The organism is Pseudoalteromonas sp. C8 (assembly GCF_011378685.1).
Taxonomy (GTDB): domain Bacteria; phylum Pseudomonadota; class Gammaproteobacteria; order Enterobacterales; family Alteromonadaceae; genus Pseudoalteromonas; species Pseudoalteromonas arctica.
The window spans coordinates 75,269-91,468 of sequence record NZ_WTKT01000016.1; the positions used below are offsets into that span (position 1 = coordinate 75,269).

At 40.2% G+C, this 16,200-nt stretch carries 16 protein-coding genes; 8 read left to right on the plus strand and 8 right to left on the minus strand.

What is annotated here, in order from left to right; genetic code table 11:
* Nucleotides 1–18: 18 nt before the first annotated feature.
* From GQR39_RS15150 to GQR39_RS15175, 6 genes are all read right to left on the minus strand, one after another.
* Nucleotides 19–726, minus strand: coding sequence for an HAD-IA family hydrolase (locus tag GQR39_RS15150; RefSeq protein WP_165736038.1), 708 nt, complete (start codon nt 724–726; stop codon nt 19–21).
* Nucleotides 727–736: 10 nt separating this feature from the next.
* Nucleotides 737–1,681, minus strand: a complete 945-nt coding sequence (locus GQR39_RS15155) for a tyrosine recombinase XerC (protein ID WP_007580545.1) — start codon at nt 1,679–1,681, stop codon at nt 737–739.
* Nucleotides 1,678–2,289, minus strand: a complete 612-nt coding sequence (locus GQR39_RS15160) for a DUF484 family protein (RefSeq protein ID WP_165736039.1) — start codon at nt 2,287–2,289, stop codon at nt 1,678–1,680. Before GQR39_RS15160 ends, GQR39_RS15155 begins: the two co-directional genes overlap by 4 nt.
* The gene (gene dapF, locus GQR39_RS15165; protein WP_024609948.1) at nt 2,286–3,116 is read right to left on the minus strand and encodes a diaminopimelate epimerase; all 831 of its coding nucleotides are present in this window, start codon (nt 3,114–3,116) and stop codon (nt 2,286–2,288) included. Before dapF ends, GQR39_RS15160 begins: the two co-directional genes overlap by 4 nt.
* Nucleotides 3,117–3,180: 64 nt before the next feature.
* The gene (gene lysA, locus GQR39_RS15170) at nt 3,181–4,434 is read right to left on the minus strand and encodes a diaminopimelate decarboxylase (RefSeq protein WP_024589650.1); all 1,254 of its coding nucleotides are present in this window, start codon (nt 4,432–4,434) and stop codon (nt 3,181–3,183) included.
* A complete protein-coding gene (locus GQR39_RS15175) occupies nt 4,435–4,629 on the minus strand; it encodes a lipoprotein (protein WP_024589651.1) in 195 nt (64 codons plus the stop codon).
* Between the two features lie 341 nt (nt 4,630–4,970).
* On the opposite strand from GQR39_RS15175, the gene cyaY reads away from it, so the two are divergent.
* The 8 genes from cyaY to add all read left to right on the plus strand — a co-directional run bounded on the left by cyaY (nt 4,971) and on the right by add (nt 14,736).
* The gene (gene cyaY / locus GQR39_RS15180; RefSeq protein ID WP_002960979.1) at nt 4,971–5,294 is read left to right on the plus strand and encodes an iron donor protein CyaY; all 324 of its coding nucleotides are present in this window, start codon (nt 4,971–4,973) and stop codon (nt 5,292–5,294) included.
* Nucleotides 5,291–5,947 (plus strand): dienelactone hydrolase family protein, encoded by a 657-nt coding sequence (locus tag GQR39_RS15185; protein ID WP_007580555.1) that lies wholly within the window; start codon nt 5,291–5,293, stop codon nt 5,945–5,947. Before cyaY ends, GQR39_RS15185 begins: the two co-directional genes overlap by 4 nt.
* Before the next feature lie 22 nt (nt 5,948–5,969).
* Nucleotides 5,970–6,947, plus strand: a complete 978-nt coding sequence (locus tag GQR39_RS15190) for a DUF2914 domain-containing protein (RefSeq protein ID WP_165736040.1) — start codon at nt 5,970–5,972, stop codon at nt 6,945–6,947.
* 35 nt (nt 6,948–6,982) lie between these two features.
* Complete coding sequence (gene hemC, locus GQR39_RS15195) at nt 6,983–7,921, plus strand: hydroxymethylbilane synthase (protein ID WP_010554568.1); 939 nt, start codon at nt 6,983–6,985, stop codon at nt 7,919–7,921.
* On the plus strand, nt 7,922–9,763 hold the full coding sequence (locus tag GQR39_RS15200; RefSeq protein ID WP_165736041.1) for a uroporphyrinogen-III C-methyltransferase: 1,842 nt from the start codon (nt 7,922–7,924) through the stop codon (nt 9,761–9,763). It begins immediately after the preceding gene.
* Entirely contained in the window at nt 9,760–10,869 is a 1,110-nt protein-coding gene (locus GQR39_RS15205) for a heme biosynthesis HemY N-terminal domain-containing protein (RefSeq protein WP_165736042.1), read from the plus strand. Before GQR39_RS15200 ends, GQR39_RS15205 begins: the two co-directional genes overlap by 4 nt.
* Nucleotides 10,870–10,920: 51 nt before the next feature.
* Nucleotides 10,921–13,608 carry a CHASE domain-containing protein gene (locus GQR39_RS15210; protein WP_165736043.1) on the plus strand — a complete coding sequence of 896 codons (2,688 nt, stop codon included), beginning with the start codon at nt 10,921–10,923 and terminating at the stop codon, nt 13,606–13,608.
* A 126-nt stretch (nt 13,609–13,734) separates the two neighbouring features.
* On the plus strand, nt 13,735–14,736 hold the full coding sequence (gene add / locus GQR39_RS15215) for an adenosine deaminase (protein WP_024592609.1): 1,002 nt from the start codon (nt 13,735–13,737) through the stop codon (nt 14,734–14,736).
* A gap of 64 nt (nt 14,737–14,800) precedes the next feature.
* On the opposite strand, the gene GQR39_RS15220 is transcribed toward add, so the two are convergent.
* The gene (locus GQR39_RS15220; protein ID WP_024592608.1) at nt 14,801–15,211 is read right to left on the minus strand and encodes a CBS domain-containing protein; all 411 of its coding nucleotides are present in this window, start codon (nt 15,209–15,211) and stop codon (nt 14,801–14,803) included.
* A gap of 168 nt (nt 15,212–15,379) precedes the next feature.
* Nucleotides 15,380–16,093, minus strand: coding sequence for an NAD(P)H-flavin reductase (gene fre / locus GQR39_RS15225; protein WP_024589658.1), 714 nt, complete (start codon nt 16,091–16,093; stop codon nt 15,380–15,382).
* Nucleotides 16,094–16,200 lie beyond the last annotated feature (107 nt).

Consider the following 16,200-nt stretch of genomic DNA (forward strand, 5'->3'; position numbering starts at 1 on the left):
TATTTAATGCAATTGGTATTATTTAATAAAGTGCGTTAAGGCATGAATATTAGCTATTTCAATATCAGCCAGCCCTTTATAAGCATAATTAACGCCTTGGTCGTTTAACCATACCGATTGGCAACCGGCATTATTTGCGCCTTGTACGTCGGTATCTAGGCTATCGCCAATATGTAAAATATCGCTTTTAGCAACGTTTAAATGTGTGGCTGCTTTATCAAATAAGGTGCTGTGAGGTTTTGCTTTACCGTGCATACCTGCTTGCAGTACGAGTTCAAATTTATCGTGTAAGTTAAAGCGTTCAATTTCAACGTTACCGTTAGTAATTGCAACAAGCGTAAAGTGTTTGGCTAGGTTATCTAGTAAGTTAAGTACGTCATCGCTTACGATTATGTTGCTGCGCGCATCGGCAAAGGCGTTATAGGCGGCATTTGCATGGTGCTCTACTTCATCTGCGGTAAACCCAAGTTTAGAAAGCGCTAAACGTAGGGTGTGTTTGCGCCATTTAGTTACATCATCCGCGAGATCTGGGTTTTGTATTACGGCAAGTTCTCGGCACAGTTGCCAGTACTTTGGACCTTGCTCTTGATAGTCCGGTAGCGCGTTTAAATAATTTTGTTGGGCTTTAACGGCTGCTTTTATAATAGGGTGATTGCTGTATAGCGTGTCGTCTAGATCAAAGCTCATGACAGAAAATGGCTTAATAGCACGATTAAATCGGATCATATTTACTTCCCTAATCAGTTCGTTTTTTTGCGCGAGGGTGGGTGTTGTCGTACACCTTGGCTAAATGTTGAAAATCTAAATGCGTATACACTTGTGTAGCCGACAAACTACTGTGCCCTAGTAGTTCTTGTACGGCGCGTAAATCACCAGACGATTCTAAAATATGTGACGCAAACGAGTGGCGCAGCTTGTGCGGGTGAACTTGCGAGCTAATGCCTTGTTTTATTCCCCACTCTTGCATACGCAGGCGCACTTGGCGAATCGAAATACGATTTTTTTGGCTACTTAAAAATACTGCTATTTCATCGGGTTTTGTAAACTGAGGGCGTATTGTGAGCCATTTTTTTAATGCGTCTAACGCTTTTTTGCCCACCGGAATTAACCGCTCTTTATTGCCTTTACCACGCACTAAAATTTCGCCATTGGCAGCACTAATATCTTGCATGTTAGCGCCAACTAACTCGCTTATACGCAGCCCTGATGAATACATAAGCTCCATCATTGCTTTATCTCTAATAGCGAGAGGCTCGTCGTCGGGTATTTCGAGTAAGCGCGCCATTTGATCTACATCGAGATTTTTAGGGAGGGGCTTTGCAAACTTAGGACCTTTTATACCCACCGCCGGATTATGGTAATGCGATTGCTCGGCAATATTTTTTGCTTTTAAAAACTTATACAAACTACGAATGCAGCTGAGCTTTAAACTAATAGTACGCCCACTTAATTGTTTTGAGCGTAGTGCCATGCTGTAGCGGCGAATATGCTCGCCTTGCACGCCAAACCAGTCGTCACATAATTTGCTAAAATAAAGTGCTGCAAAGCCAAGCTGGCTTACATATTGATTAACTGTGTGCGCTGAATATTGTTTTTCAAACTTTAAATAATCGCTAAATAGCGTTATGGGTGTACGCCAATTATCGCTTAACTGGGTAATGTTAGGCGCATCGTCACTCATGCTAGTTTTTGCAACCGCAGGTGTAATGCGTTTATAAAGTCGAGTACAAACAGATTATCTTGAGCGGGCTCAAAATGGTTTACGTTACTGCTACCAAACGCCAAAATAGCGATAGGGTGTTTAGTGTCGCCAATTAAATAAATAGCGACAGATTGTGTATCTTCACTAAATAATAATTCGCGCTCTTGCTGATTAATACGCCCTAAATAATGCCCAGAATGGGTAAGGCGATGTGAAATAAGTTCGTCGTATTCGGGATTGTATTTTACTAATTTGCAGTCGTTAACATCTTCACTTGAGCAAATTATATTGCGTAGATTATTTGCAAGAGTGTTAAAATCGTCATGATTCCAAAGCTGGCGATGGCACTGGCTAAACAAACGATATACAAGCTCGTTTTGCGTTGCATGCTTGCTCATAGCGTCTATTTGGTTTTTTAAAAGCGTGTTGTGCTCGCGTAATTGGCGTTGCTGAATATGTACCAGCGACGTTGCACCTTGAGCTTGCTGTTGCAGCTCAAGTTGTGTGAGTAGCTCCGGGTGTTGAACCAAAAAATCAGGATGTTGCTGCAAGTAAGCAATAACCTGTTCTTTACTTAGCTCGCTCATAGCGCTACTTGCCCGTCGAACACATGCTCTGCGGGGCCAGTCATGCGTACCGGGTGACCTTCGCCACTCCAACGTACTTGTAGGCTACCGCCTGGTAAATCTACTTGAACGGTTGTTGATAACTTATTTTGCATATGACCAATAACCATTGCTGCACACGCACCTGTGCCACAGGCTAGGGTTTCGTTAACGCCGCGCTCCCACACTCTTAATTTAATGTGTTCTTGCGATACAACTTGCATAAAGCCAATGTTCGCTTTTTGTGGAAAGCGTTCGTGGTTTTCAAGTAATGGACCCAATATATCAACTTGCGCGGTGGTTACGTCGTCAACCTCTAGCACGCAATGCGGGTTGCCCATAGATACCGCGCCACTAAATACAGTGTGTTCTTGCGTTCTAATAATATAAGTAAGCTCGCGCTTGCTCGCTTTTAAAGGGATTTTACTTGGCTCAAAATTAGGATGACCCATGTTAACCGTTACTTGACCGTCTTTTTCTATGTAGAGCGTTAAGTTGCCCGACTTGGTCGACACCGTAATTTTATGCTTGTTAGTAAGGCCCTTCATACGTACAAAGCGGGCAAAGCAGCGTGCGCCGTTACCGCATTGTTCTACTTCGGTACCATCGGCATTAAATATTCGATAATGAAAGTCGAGATCAGGAGAGTATGGCGCTTCAACCATCAGCAATTGGTCAAAGCCAATGCCAAAATGGCGATCTGCCAGTTTTTTGATTTGATCTCGCGACAAAAAAACATTTTGTGTAATGTTATCAATCACAACAAAGTCGTTGCCTAAGCCGTGCATTTTGGAAAAATTAACTAACATAGCGCTCTAATTCGGTTTTGCTCTGTGCTAATCATGCCACAGAGCAGCTAGTAGACAAAAACGTTTATGGTAAAACTTTCTCACCTTGATAAAGGCTTTCAATAGTTTCGCGTTCACGAATAAGATGATGCTGCTGACCATCTACCATTATTTCTGCAACACGCGGGCGCGAGTTGTAGTTTGAACTCATGGTAAAGCCATATGCACCCGCACTTCGCTGTGCGAGTAAGTCGCCTTGTTTAAGCGCTAGCTCACGATCTTTTCCTAAAAAGTCGCCGGTTTCGCACACAGGGCCCACAATATCAAAGTTGTGAGTAGGTGTTTCGTCGTCGCGAACTGATACCGGAATGATTTTTTGCCACGCTTGATAAAGCGCAGGGCGAAGCATGTCGTTCATACCTGCATCTACAATGGCAAAAAATTTGTCTTGGTTTTGTTTAATAAATTCAACTTGAGTAACTAAAATACCTGCGTTAGCTGCAATAGCGCGCCCTGGTTCAAAAATTAGTTCAAGGTGTTTATAGTTAGCTAAGCGCTCGGTAACTTGCGCTGCATATTCACTTGGGTGCGGTGGTTGCTCGTTGTTATATGGTACGCCTAAACCACCACCAATATCTAAGTGAGTTAGCTCAATACCATTAGTTTTTAGCTCATCAATAAGCGCCATTAATTTATCAAGGGCTTCTAAAAATGGCCTTACTTCAGTTAATTGAGAGCCAATATGGCAATCAACACCAATAATTTTTAAGCCCGGTAAAGCAGCGGCTTGTTGATAAACGCTTACAGCCGTTTGAATATCAATACCAAATTTATTTTCTTTTAAACCAGTAGAAATATACGGATGTGTTTTTGCATCTATGTCTGGGTTTACGCGAATAGAAATAGGTGCTTCTAGGTTAAGCTCGCAAGCCACTTCAGAAATACGCTCAAGCTCAGAGGCCGACTCTACATTAAAACATTTAATCCCCAATTTTAATGCGTAAGCTATTTCGTCGGCTGTTTTAGCCACGCCCGAAAAAACCACTTTAGAAGCATCGCCTCCCGCTTTAATTACACGCGCAAGTTCGCCTTTGGATACAATATCGAAACCCGATCCTAAGCGCGCTAATATATTAAGCACGGCTATATTTGAGTTTGCTTTTACGGCGTAACATACCAAGCTTTTATGATTCTTAGTGGCGTTAGCAAACGCTAAATAATGGCGCTCAAATGTAGCACGCGAGTACACATAACACGGCGTGCCGTATTGCTGCGCTATGCTTGCCACACTGACGTCTTCGGCAAATAATTGGTTGTTTTTGTAGTTAAAATAATCCATTTATTGCTCCTGACTTTGTGATGTTTTGGCTTGCTCAGCGGTAGTGGCTGGTTTAGCTGTATTTTGAGGTTGGTTTTGCTCTGTTTGTTGCTCTGGTAAATATAACGGACCGCTTTGTCCGCAGCCAGCTAAGGCGCTTAACAGTACAGTGCTTATTAATAGTTTTTTTAATTGTAAGGTATGTGTCGCTTTCATTAGATTAATACGGTTGCTGGCTTTATAATCGCAGAGTAACAGAATATCTAAAAAATGCAGCTATTCGCGGATGATTTTATTCCTGTTACACTAGGACTTGTTTATCTCTCGAGGTTGAATTTGCGCTGCCCGTTGGGTTCGTCCTAGGAACGATTTACTCTTTGTTGCTCGGTTTTAACTTAGTCCACTAGGTTACAAACCTCGCGCCGCGATTAAATCGCCCCTAGATAGAACAAATTTCAATCCTGAAAGGTTAACAGGCCCTAGCTGCACATTTTTAAAGCTAATTCAAAGCTAAAACGTACCCAATATTAGGCGGCTCGCCTGCAAAGGAAATAACAATGACTGAACACGAATATCACCAATTAGCCGAAGCTCTTATGTTCACTATTGAAGAGCAGGTTGATGATTGCGAAGCTGATTTAGATTACGAATCGGCACAAGGTATTTTAGAAATTATTTTTCCTGATAAAAGTAAAATAGTGATTAACAAGCAAGCACCTCTTCATCAAGTATGGGTTGCGACTAAGTTTAACGGACATCATTTTGAAATGCGTGATGGATTATGGATCGATAACCGTTCTGGCGCTGAATTTTGGGCGTTTATAAATGAAGCCTCAACTCGCCAAGCAGGCCAAGAAGTTAAGTGGCAATCATCACTATGAGTTTAGAATTTGTAGAATATGCAGCCCAAAGTGAGCACAAAGCAACGGTTATTTGGTTACATGGTTTAGGTGACTCTGGGGATGGTTTTGCGCCAGTAGCTCCGCAGCTTAATTTACCAAGTGAGCTTGGTATACGGTTTGTTTTTCCGCATGCGCCAGTACAACCGGTCACCATAAATGGTGGCATGGAAATGCGCTCTTGGTACGATATTAAATCTATAGAATTAGATAAGCGTGCCGATGAACAAGGCGTAAGGGATTCGGCTGCAAAGGTAGAAGAGTTAATTAATAAAGAAATTGCTAATGGCATACCTGCTAATAAAATTATTTTAGCTGGTTTTTCTCAAGGTGGTGTTGTGTCTCTGCATTTAGCACCGCGCTTTGAGCAAAAGCTTGGGGGTGTTATGGCGCTTTCTACTTATATGTGTGTGCCGCAAAAATTTGCTGATGAAGCAAAGCATACTGATTTAAACGTATTTATGGCTCATGGTAGCCAAGATAACGTTGTACCGCATAGTGCGGGAAGAAGTGCGTTTGAAGTATTAACAGCACATAACATGGATGTAAGCTGGCAAGAATACCCAATGGCTCACCAAGTTTGCGCAGAAGAATTGCAAGCTATTCGCCAATGGTTAATTGCTCGTTTAAGCTAATTTTGGAACCGCTGAGGTCAATATGAGTCAAAAAATAGTTATTAAAGCAAATGTTAAACGCGAACTACATGAGAGTGTACCAACGGTAAGCTACGAGTGGAATTGGCGTCGTATTGTGAGTATTGCTATGTTGGTATTAATGACCTCTGCAGCAGTTGTGTATGGCTTAACAACGTCAGCCAGTGCTGAGCAAGGTGAGCATCCAAATGAGCAGGAGCAATTTTTAAGCTTTAGCAGTAACGCTCAAAACCAGGCAAGCGTTGAAGTAACGGATGTTGAGCCTGAATCATCAGTAAACAATACCCCTAATGAGCCTGCAGAGGTAATGCAAGCTCGGATTGAACCGTTGTCAGCTGAGCAAAATGAGGCTCAACTAAGCATTTCAAGTAATACATCTGATGACGCTGAGCTTGTAAATACTGATACAGTTTTATTAGCTAACAACGATATTGTGATTGATCAAAGTGAGAGTATTAATACAGAGTTAAACTCAAACCTTGATAATGATGTGCAAGAAGAAACCGCAGAAGCTCAAAACGTAGCTGAGCCAGCCAGTCAAAGCGACTTACTTTTAGATTTAGAAAGTGATGATGGTGCATTGAGTGGCACTGAAGGTTTTTCACCTACAGCACAAGTGGCAAGTGTGGCATTGGGGGCGCAAATAGATACAGGTAAAATTAGCCGTGCAGTACTTACTCGTAAAGTAAGTAAGCGTGAGCCCACTAATGTGTTTGCTGCTGATATTAGATTAAGTCAGTTTGATGAAGGCGTATCGTTTTTTAGTGAGATTAAAAATCTTCAAGGCCAGCAAGTTAAGCATGTTTGGTCGTTTGAAGGTGAAACTATGGCTGAAATTACACTTAATGTTACTTCGCCTCGCTACAGAACGTACTCAACAAAAAATATCATGGACACACAAACAGGCCATTGGCGTGTTGATGTAGTTGATGAGCAAGGCAATTTAATTGCCCAAAAAGAATTTAGAATTTTAGCTGACTAAAACTAGCTAAACGCAGTAATTAATTGGATACCCCTATGACAGAAAAAACAAAATTAGTACGCATCGCAACGCGCAAAAGCGCCTTAGCACTTTGGCAGGCCGAATTTGTAAAAGCAGAGCTTGAGCGTTTTCATGCAGATGTGCGCGTAGAATTAGTCCCAATGTCGACGCAAGGGGATATAATTTTAGATACGCCATTGGCTAAAATTGGCGGTAAAGGCTTATTTGTTAAAGAGCTAGAGCAAGCTATGTTAGATGGCCGAGCTGATATTGCCGTGCATTCTATGAAGGACGTGCCAGTAGAGTTCCCAGAAGGATTAGAGCTGTATACTATTTGTGAGCGTGAAGATCCGCGTGATGCGTTTGTATCAAACAATTTTGCAAATTTAAACGAGCTACCACAGGGCGCCATTGTGGGTACTTCGAGCTTACGCCGCCAGTGCCAAATTAAAGCACTTCGCCCTGATTTAGATATTCGTGATTTGCGCGGTAATGTAAATACGCGTTTAGGTAAATTAGATGATGGCCAATACGATGCTATTATTTTAGCGGCAGCGGGGCTTATTCGTTTAAAAATGAGTAAGCGTATTGCTGACTACATTGAGCCAGAAGTGTCATTACCGGCAAATGGTCAAGGCGCTGTAGGTATTGAATGTCGTATTGATGATGAAGTAACAAAAGCATTACTTGCACCACTTGAGCATACCCAAACACGTATTCGCGTAAATGCAGAGCGTTCGATGAACCGCTATTTAGAAGGTGGTTGCCAAGTTCCTATTGGTGCTTATGCATTAGTTGATGGCGAGCAGGTACATTTGCGTGGTTTAGTGGGTGCTGTTGATGGCAGCGAAATTTTACGTGACGAAGTAACAGGTCATGTAAATGACGCAGAAGAACTAGGTATTGAGCTTGCTAAAAAATTACTAGCTCAAGGCGCAGACAAAATATTAGCTGAAGTTTATAGAGACGCATAAATGACACATATTCTGATAACTCGGCCCGAAGGAAAAGGCGCAGCCCTTGCACAGCAACTTGAGCAAGCGGGTTATCAGGCGTCTTTATTTCCGGTATTAAAAATAACGCATTTAACACCCTCCAGCACTGAACTTAGTCCGCTGTTAAATGCAGATAAAATAATATTTATATCGCAAGATGCAGTCAGTGCACTTTCGCAATTAAAACCCGATATAAATACCAAAGCGCAGTTTTATGCGGTTGGACAACAAACAGCCGACATTATATATGAGCAATTTGGTGTGCGCGCAGCAGTACCAAAGCAGTATGATTCAGAAGGGTTGCTTGCGCTCAAATCACTCGCCGAGGTTGATGGCAGTAATATAGTGTTAGTTAAGGGGCAAGGTGGCCGCCCTGAGTTAGCTAAAACGCTAAAAGAGCGCGGTGCTTTTTTAAATAATTGTGTTGTGTACAAACGTGAACCCACAGAGAGTATCACCCCTAACTGGACAGACCACTGGAAAAGCCAGAATGTACACGGTATAGTCATAACAAGTAATGCAGCAGTTGATGCTATATTTAAAAGCCTTACTGCACACCAACTACAATGGTTACAACAGTGCCGATTTTATGTTGCAAGCGAGCGGATAGCCGCTTATTTAAAGTTGCAACAGGTAAGTTCGGCTAATATACACATTGCAGCAGGGGCTAGCGATAATGCTATGTTTACCTGCATAAATCAGCAAGGTAGCAACATGAGCGAACAGTCAAAGCCAGTTACGGCAGAAAAAGCCACATCAACAATAGCTAACCCGGCCTCAGCTAAATCAGCTAAGCAAGAGCCAGCAGCTACAAAAAATACGACAGAAAAAAACAAACAAAAGGTAAGTAAGGTTGCAGCACTTGCGCTTCTTATTTCGTTAATTGTGGCCTCTGGTGTTGGATACGAGTTTTATCAAAAATTAAATGCTGGTAAGGCGCAAAACCTAGCCGTTAATGAGTTAAGCGAGCAAAATAAGTTACTCGTTCAAGAGCTGCAAGCACTTAAATCGGCGCAATCTAATTTGCAGCAAGCGCTGTTTAATAGTGAGAAAAAAGTAGCCGCAACCCTAAGTGAAAGTGCAGCTCAAAATCAGCAAGAACTAAAAGCAGCCCTGCAAAAAGCGCAGCAACAAGGCTCGTCTTTAAACCCACAAGAAGTAACCAGCTTACAGCGTATGGCTGAATTTAAACTATGGGCTGAAAAAGATTACCAAGGCACTAGTGCTGTTTTAAAGCGCTTAGATGCATTACTTAGCGAACACCCAGGAACAGTTGAAGTTCGCCAAGCTATTATGCAAGACATACAAACACTTGATAGCCTTAAACCTATAGCAACAGAGGCTATTTATTTACAGCTAAACAGTGTACTAAGCAGTATTGACGACTTAGTTTTTAATGCAGTTAATTTGCCAGAAGAAGTTAGCGAAGTAGATGAAAATGTATTAAGTGAAGACATAAATGATTGGCAGCAGAATTTAAATAACAGCTGGGGTCGCTTCTTAGACAGCTTTTTAACACTTCACCACCGAGAAGGAGGAGTAGTTGCTCCATTTCTTGATGAGCAAGAGCGTCACCTCGTTAATCAACGTATTAAGCTTTATATTACTCAGGCACAAGATGCGTTACTTAGTAAACAAGCTAGTATTTACTTTAGTACTTTAAGTGAAGCAAAACGCTTAGTTGATGAGTATTTTAAGAAAGACGATAACGCTACACAAAGGGTTTTAAAATCAATAGCTAATCTTGAAAAAGAATCACTTAACTTTAACCCTAAAGTAACACTTCAAAGTACACAGCAGGTTAAGGAGTGGGTACAATGATAGGGCTAATAATACTGGTTATTGCGTTAGTACTTGTTATTGGTGTAGCTCCTTACGTTATAAATGAGAAAGGTTATGTCCTTTTCTCATTTAATAACTATACAGTTGAGGGCACTATGATTGCTTTTTGCGGTACAGTGATTGTTATTACTGCGATCGTATTTATTACATATAAGCTAATCCGCTACTTATTATCGATTTATCATAATACTAAACATGGCTTTTTTGCACGTAGCCAAGAGCGCAAACAAGTAGCTATTGAGCAGGCTCTGTGGAGTGCTATTAATGATGATTATGAGCATGTAGAGCAGGCTCTATCGGGTAATAGCGTACCAGATAAGTTTGAAGATATTCGCTTAGCATTACTTGCAAAAGCAGCGCTTGCTAATAATCAAACAGATAAAGCACTTGAGCGTTTATTTGAAATAAGCCCAGAGCATCAATTAAAAGTAGCAAAGCTATGGTTGGCAAGTGGCGACAGTAGCGCGATTGAATCACAAATGCGTATTAGCGCAGAAGCTAAAAAAGCCACCGCACTTGAGTTAAAACTTTATGCAGAAGTATTAGTACAGCAACAACACTTTAGTGCGCTGGAAGATTTTTTGCCGCGTTTATTACGCAAAAAAGCACTTACTGATGCACAGTGGACGCAGTTATTTAGTGCCTACTTTAATGCGTTAGATGCAGACAAACTGAGTGAAAAATATAAACAGCTACCTAAAAAGCTGCAAGCTCATGCCCACACCGCATATTTAATGCAAATGGCGCAAGCAGGTCAATTGGCTGCTATTGAAAGTGACTTAATTAAAATGGTTAAGCACAATGAGCAACACTTAGAGCTTGCCAATATATTAAGTAAAGCAACAGCAGCCGATGCGCCTAAGTTGCAAATAAACATACAAGAACGCCTTAAAAAGGATGATTCAAATAATTCACTATTACTTGCGCTGGCTTGCCTTGCTAATGCTAAAGGTGATTATGACTTAGCAGCTAGAATTTTTGATAAAGCACTGAATAGTGACAATAAAAAACAGTTCTCTGAACAAGCTGTTTTAAGTTATAAAAATAGTGCACAAGCAGAAAAGGCGCTCGTTTTATATCAATAAATGACTACACTATAACTACTTAGCATTTTTTGTAGTTCAGGAGCACAAGCATTGAGAAAGTTTTTAATATTAACCCTTAGCTTGGCTTGTGCTTACTTTTTTACTGGGTATTTTAGCAACTCACTTCTTTCTGTAGATGGCTATGCGGTCGCCTCTTGGCCGCCCTCAGGAATTGCTTTAGCGAGCTTTTTAATTTGGGGACGTAAGTCATTTATTGGCCTTATTCTTGGTGCTTTCTGTACTAACTTAATTCATCTTGATAACACCGTAGATATTCTTCATTTTAATGTGCTTTTACAAGCTATTTGCGTCACTTTAGCCTCTGTTTTACAGGCTTGGATTGGTCGTCAAATTATAGTAAATGTTATAAAGGCTCCACTAGATTTATCTTCTTTAAAACACAGTGTGCAGAGCTTAATAGTAGCAGGACCAATATGCTGTGTTATTGCTGCAGGTGTGGGAACTAGTTTATTAGCATTGAATAATGTGATCCCTACGCATGCTATTTTTGATAGCTTTATAGCATGGTGGATTGGCGACAGTATCGGTGTACTTATATTTACTCCACTCATGCTCGCAGCCTTTAATTACACGCAAGTACGCCACCGTATGTTGGTAATTTTACCTTCACTATTAATTTATATACTAATCAGCGTTAGTTTTTATGGCGCTGCCAGTGTTAAAAAAGAAAAAGACATTCAAAAGCAAGAAGCCAAAATACTTACTGTGCAAAATGCTATAAGCCAGAAGCTCGATGGTATTACTGCTCACTTAGGATTGTTAGCTACATTTTTTGCTAGTAGTAATGACGTGAACTTTAAAGAGTTTAAACAATTTACTTCAAAGCAGTTGGACTATAGCCAAGAAATTTTAGCATTTGAATGGATACCTTATGTACCAGCAAATAAACTCGCAGATTTTGAAACACATGAAAATACAGCCACAGGCAAACCTTTATATATAAAAGAAAAGTCACTTGATGGAGGTTGGCAACCTGCAGGTACTCGTAGTAATTACTTTCCTGTAAAATATGTATATCCCTTAAAAGATAATGAAGGTGTTTTAGGGTTTGATTTAGCTTCTAGTAAAGTAAGAGGTGCAGCGCTTAGCAAAGCGAAAGAGCTTAATGAACTTGCACTAAGTGAGCCAATTAATTTAGTCCAAAATACAGCTGAAGACGGTGTACTCTTTTTATATCCTGTTTTTGGAGAGTCGTCTACCGAAGATGATTTTCAAGGTTTTGTGGCTGCGATTGTCAGTCTGAAACGCTTATCGCAAACACTATTATTTGATCACAACAACTCAATTTCAGTCAGTTTTTTTGATACAACGATACCAGGGAAAAAGCAGGCAATTTATATTGCCGATACCGATAACTCGCAAACGCTGTTTAAAGAATATCAATTGTTGATTGGCAAACGCATGTGGCAGGTCGAGTTATATGAACCAATAGTTAGAACGTCTTGGTTAATGTATTGGCTTGCACAAATAGTAGGTATGTTGTTTGTGTGGTTACTGATTACATTTTTGATTTCAGTTACAGGTACAAACATACAAATTCGCGAACAAGTGGCTAAGCAAACGCATACATTACGCAAAGAAAAACAAAAAGCAGATGAAGCGAGTCATATTAAAGGACAGTTTTTAGCAAACATGAGTCACGAAGTCCGCACCCCTATTAACGGTATAAAAGGGCTGCATTATTTAGCGCTGCAACAGAATGATTGGCAACAAGCAAGGAGTTACATTGAACAAGCAGATGGAGCACTGGGTGTTTTACTGCGGGTATTAAACGATGTGCTCGACTTTTCAAAAATGGAAGCAGGCAAGCTAGACTTAATGCAAGAGCCTATTAACGTAGCGAGTTTAGCGGATGAAATGCTTAATTTACTTCAGTTTGAAGCTGACATTAAATCAATAAAGTTAAGTCTCGATTTTGATAAAACATCAAATTTGGTCATTAATACCGATCCAATCCGCTTAAAACAAGTGCTGCTGAATCTGCTCAATAATGCGGTTAAATTTACAGGGGAAGGTGAGATCACTCTGAAAATTTGGCAGTCGAAAAAAATGACTTACTTTAGTATTAACGATACGGGTATTGGTATTAGTAGCGAAGCACAAAAACAATTGTTTAAACCGTTTGCGCAAGCCGATAGCTCAACCTCACGTCAATATGGTGGTACAGGCTTAGGGTTAAGTATTTGCAGAAAGCTGGTTGAGTTAATGGGTGGTGCAATTGATTTAGTTAGTTATGAAGGCAAAGGTTCTACATTTACATTTAGTTTGCCGCTTATATCGCCTTTACCAAAGGCAGAGCAAATTCAACAGCAATACGACGAAATAGATGTAAGTACCTTATCATTCGCAAACTATAAGTTACTTTTAGTCGAAGATAACCCACTTAACCAGCATGTTGCCAGTGCCATTTTAAAAACAAAAGGGTGTATTGCCGACATTGCTAATGATGGTTTTGAAGCCATAGAAAAGCTAACCGAAAATAGCTACGACATTGTTCTTATGGATATTCAGATGCCAAAAATGGATGGACTCCAAGCAACAAAAGTAATTCGTTGTGATTTAGGGTTAATTGATTTACCCATAATAGGGCTATCGGCGAACGCCCATGACGATGACGTTAAAAAGGCATTAGCCTCTGGAATGAATAGTTATATTACCAAACCTATTGATGCAAATACGCTTTTTAAAACTCTTTGGCATTATTTATCAAATAAATAAGTAACGTTATTTTTTGCACAAAAAGCAGACATATGACCGCTTAAACTTAACGCAAACCATATAGACTTGAAAAATAACTATATCTGCGTATCATGCGCGCAAATTTAACTAAACTGGGTTGCTATTATGATCAATAGAAAATTACCTTTGCTAGATATTCACCGTCATTTAGATGGTAATGTACGTGCGCAAACCATATTAGAACTTGGTCGTCAGTTTAATATAGAGTTACCTGCAGATAACGTTGAGGCATTAATTCCTCATGTTCAAGTTATTGACCCTGAGCCAAACCTTATGGCTTTTTTACAAAAGTTAGATTGGGGTGTCACTGTACTTGGCGACTACGATGCGTGTAGACGCATAGCGATTGAAAACATTGAAGATGCACAAGCACAAGGCCTTGATTATGTAGAGCTTCGATTTAGCCCTTACTACATGGCACAAAGCCAAGGTTTACACCCAGAAGGGGTTGTAGAGGCGGTTGTTGATGGTATTAAATCAGCAACAAAGGATGCAAATATAAAAGCTAACTTGATTGGTATTTTATCGCGTACTTATGGCGTAAAAACATGTCAAAAAGAGCTTGATGCTTTACTCGCATTTAAAAATGATTTAGTTGCTGTTGATTTAGCCGGTGACGAAATTGGCTTTCCTGGTGAGTTGTTTGTAGAGCACTTTAAACAAGTACGAAATGCTTATTTAGCTTCGACTATTCATGCTGGAGAGGCACTCGGTGCTCCAAGTATTTGGCAAGCAATTAATGAGCTAGGTGCAAGCCGAATAGGGCATGGCGTTAAAGCTATTGAAGATCCAAAACTAATGGATTACTTACGCGATAACCGTATTGGCATTGAGTCGTGCTTAACAAGTAATATTCAAACCAGTACAGTAAACGATTTAGCTAAGCACCCACTTAAACAGTTTTTAGATCACGGTATTTTAGCGTGTATTAATACTGATGACCCTGCGGTTGAAGGCATTGAAATTGAGTACGAATATACCGTTGCAGCACCTAAAGCTGGCTTATCTCAAGCTGATATGGAAAAAGCCCAAAAAAATGCATTAGAAATAGCATTTTTAAGCGATGGCGATAAAAAAGAACTTTCAGCAATCGTTAGCGCACGTTAATTTAAGAATATTAAAAATGCCGCTTTATATAAGCGGCATTTTTGTATTTGTAATGTCAGTTTAATTAACGCGTTTGGCAACTTATATAATTATCGTAAAGTGCTTTAAGTACGTCAGCTCGGCTGATCATGCCGATTACTTTAACACCCTCTACAACAGGGTAGTTTTTTGGTTTACCGGGCTGCATTTGCTCTGCAAGCTCAATAATATTGGTATCGCCGCTAACGGTCACTACCTTTGTTTGCATAAGTTGCGATACTTTAACCATCCCATCACAAAAATAACTGCTTTGCGTAAGTGGTTTTAATAGTTCTTGCTCAGATATAAATCCGACTAGGCATTTATCTTTATCAAATACTGGTGCGCCAAGTAGTTTAAATTTTTGTAGTTCTGCTATGGCTGTCGTCATTTCTGTATCTGGTGTGATATTTGGCAACTTGCGTTGCATAAAATCTTTTACTTTTGTATTTAGCATTTGGGTCTCTCCCGCTGATGTTCTATACAAAGTATGGTTTATAGATAGGGATTTAGGAAATTGTTTATGTTGATGAGATTGATAGGTTTTAACTATTAAGTATTTGTTGTTATATAAAATAAAAGCACCGATTAGGTGCCTTTATTCATAACTGAAAGTTAATTTCAATTATTTGATAAATGCGAATGCATCTGCGTACATGTTTTCACGAATTGCACCATGAGTAATAAAGTCATCACGGACAATACCTATCATGTCAAAACGACCGGCCATATAAATATCGTATGGTTCAAGTGATACAATATCTTGCATTACCGCTTTATGTACATAGCCAGTGTGACCTTGCCAATTAGCAGATGGATTTTCTACCACAGGGATAAACTCAAAGTTTTTGTGGCTATCGGCCCATGTTTGCATTTCTGTATGTGCGTATAAAGCTGACTCTTCTTTTACACCCCAGTAAAATAATACAGGACGGTCGCACTTAATTTCAGCTAAGTGATCAGCCATTGATTTTGCGTATGAAAAACCAGTGCCACCGGCAAGTAAAATAATAGGGCGCTCACATTGCAGGCGCAACTGTGAAATACCCAAGCCAGCTTCAATGTCTACTAACTGCCCAGTGGTATGGGCGTTTCGTAAATGTTCCAGCGATTGCATTGCATACGAATCGGCACCTGACGCGCCAATATGCAGTTCTATTGCATCGCACTGTGAAGGGCGACTAGCTATAGAAAAAGCACGTTTGTCTTTTTCGCCCAATACGAGTTGCATGTATTGGCCAGCTTCAAAGGTCACAGGTTGTTGTGGCTTTAAAATTACTTTGTGAACAAATTCTGTAAGTGGGCTGATAGCTACAACTTCAGCTTTTAATGTTTGCATTTTTTACCTTTTAGCAGCGCTTTAAACAGCAGATACGCAATCGAATGACTCGATTCTAGCATATCTGCAGGGTTATTTTATAGCCTGTTATGTACTTACATATAAAC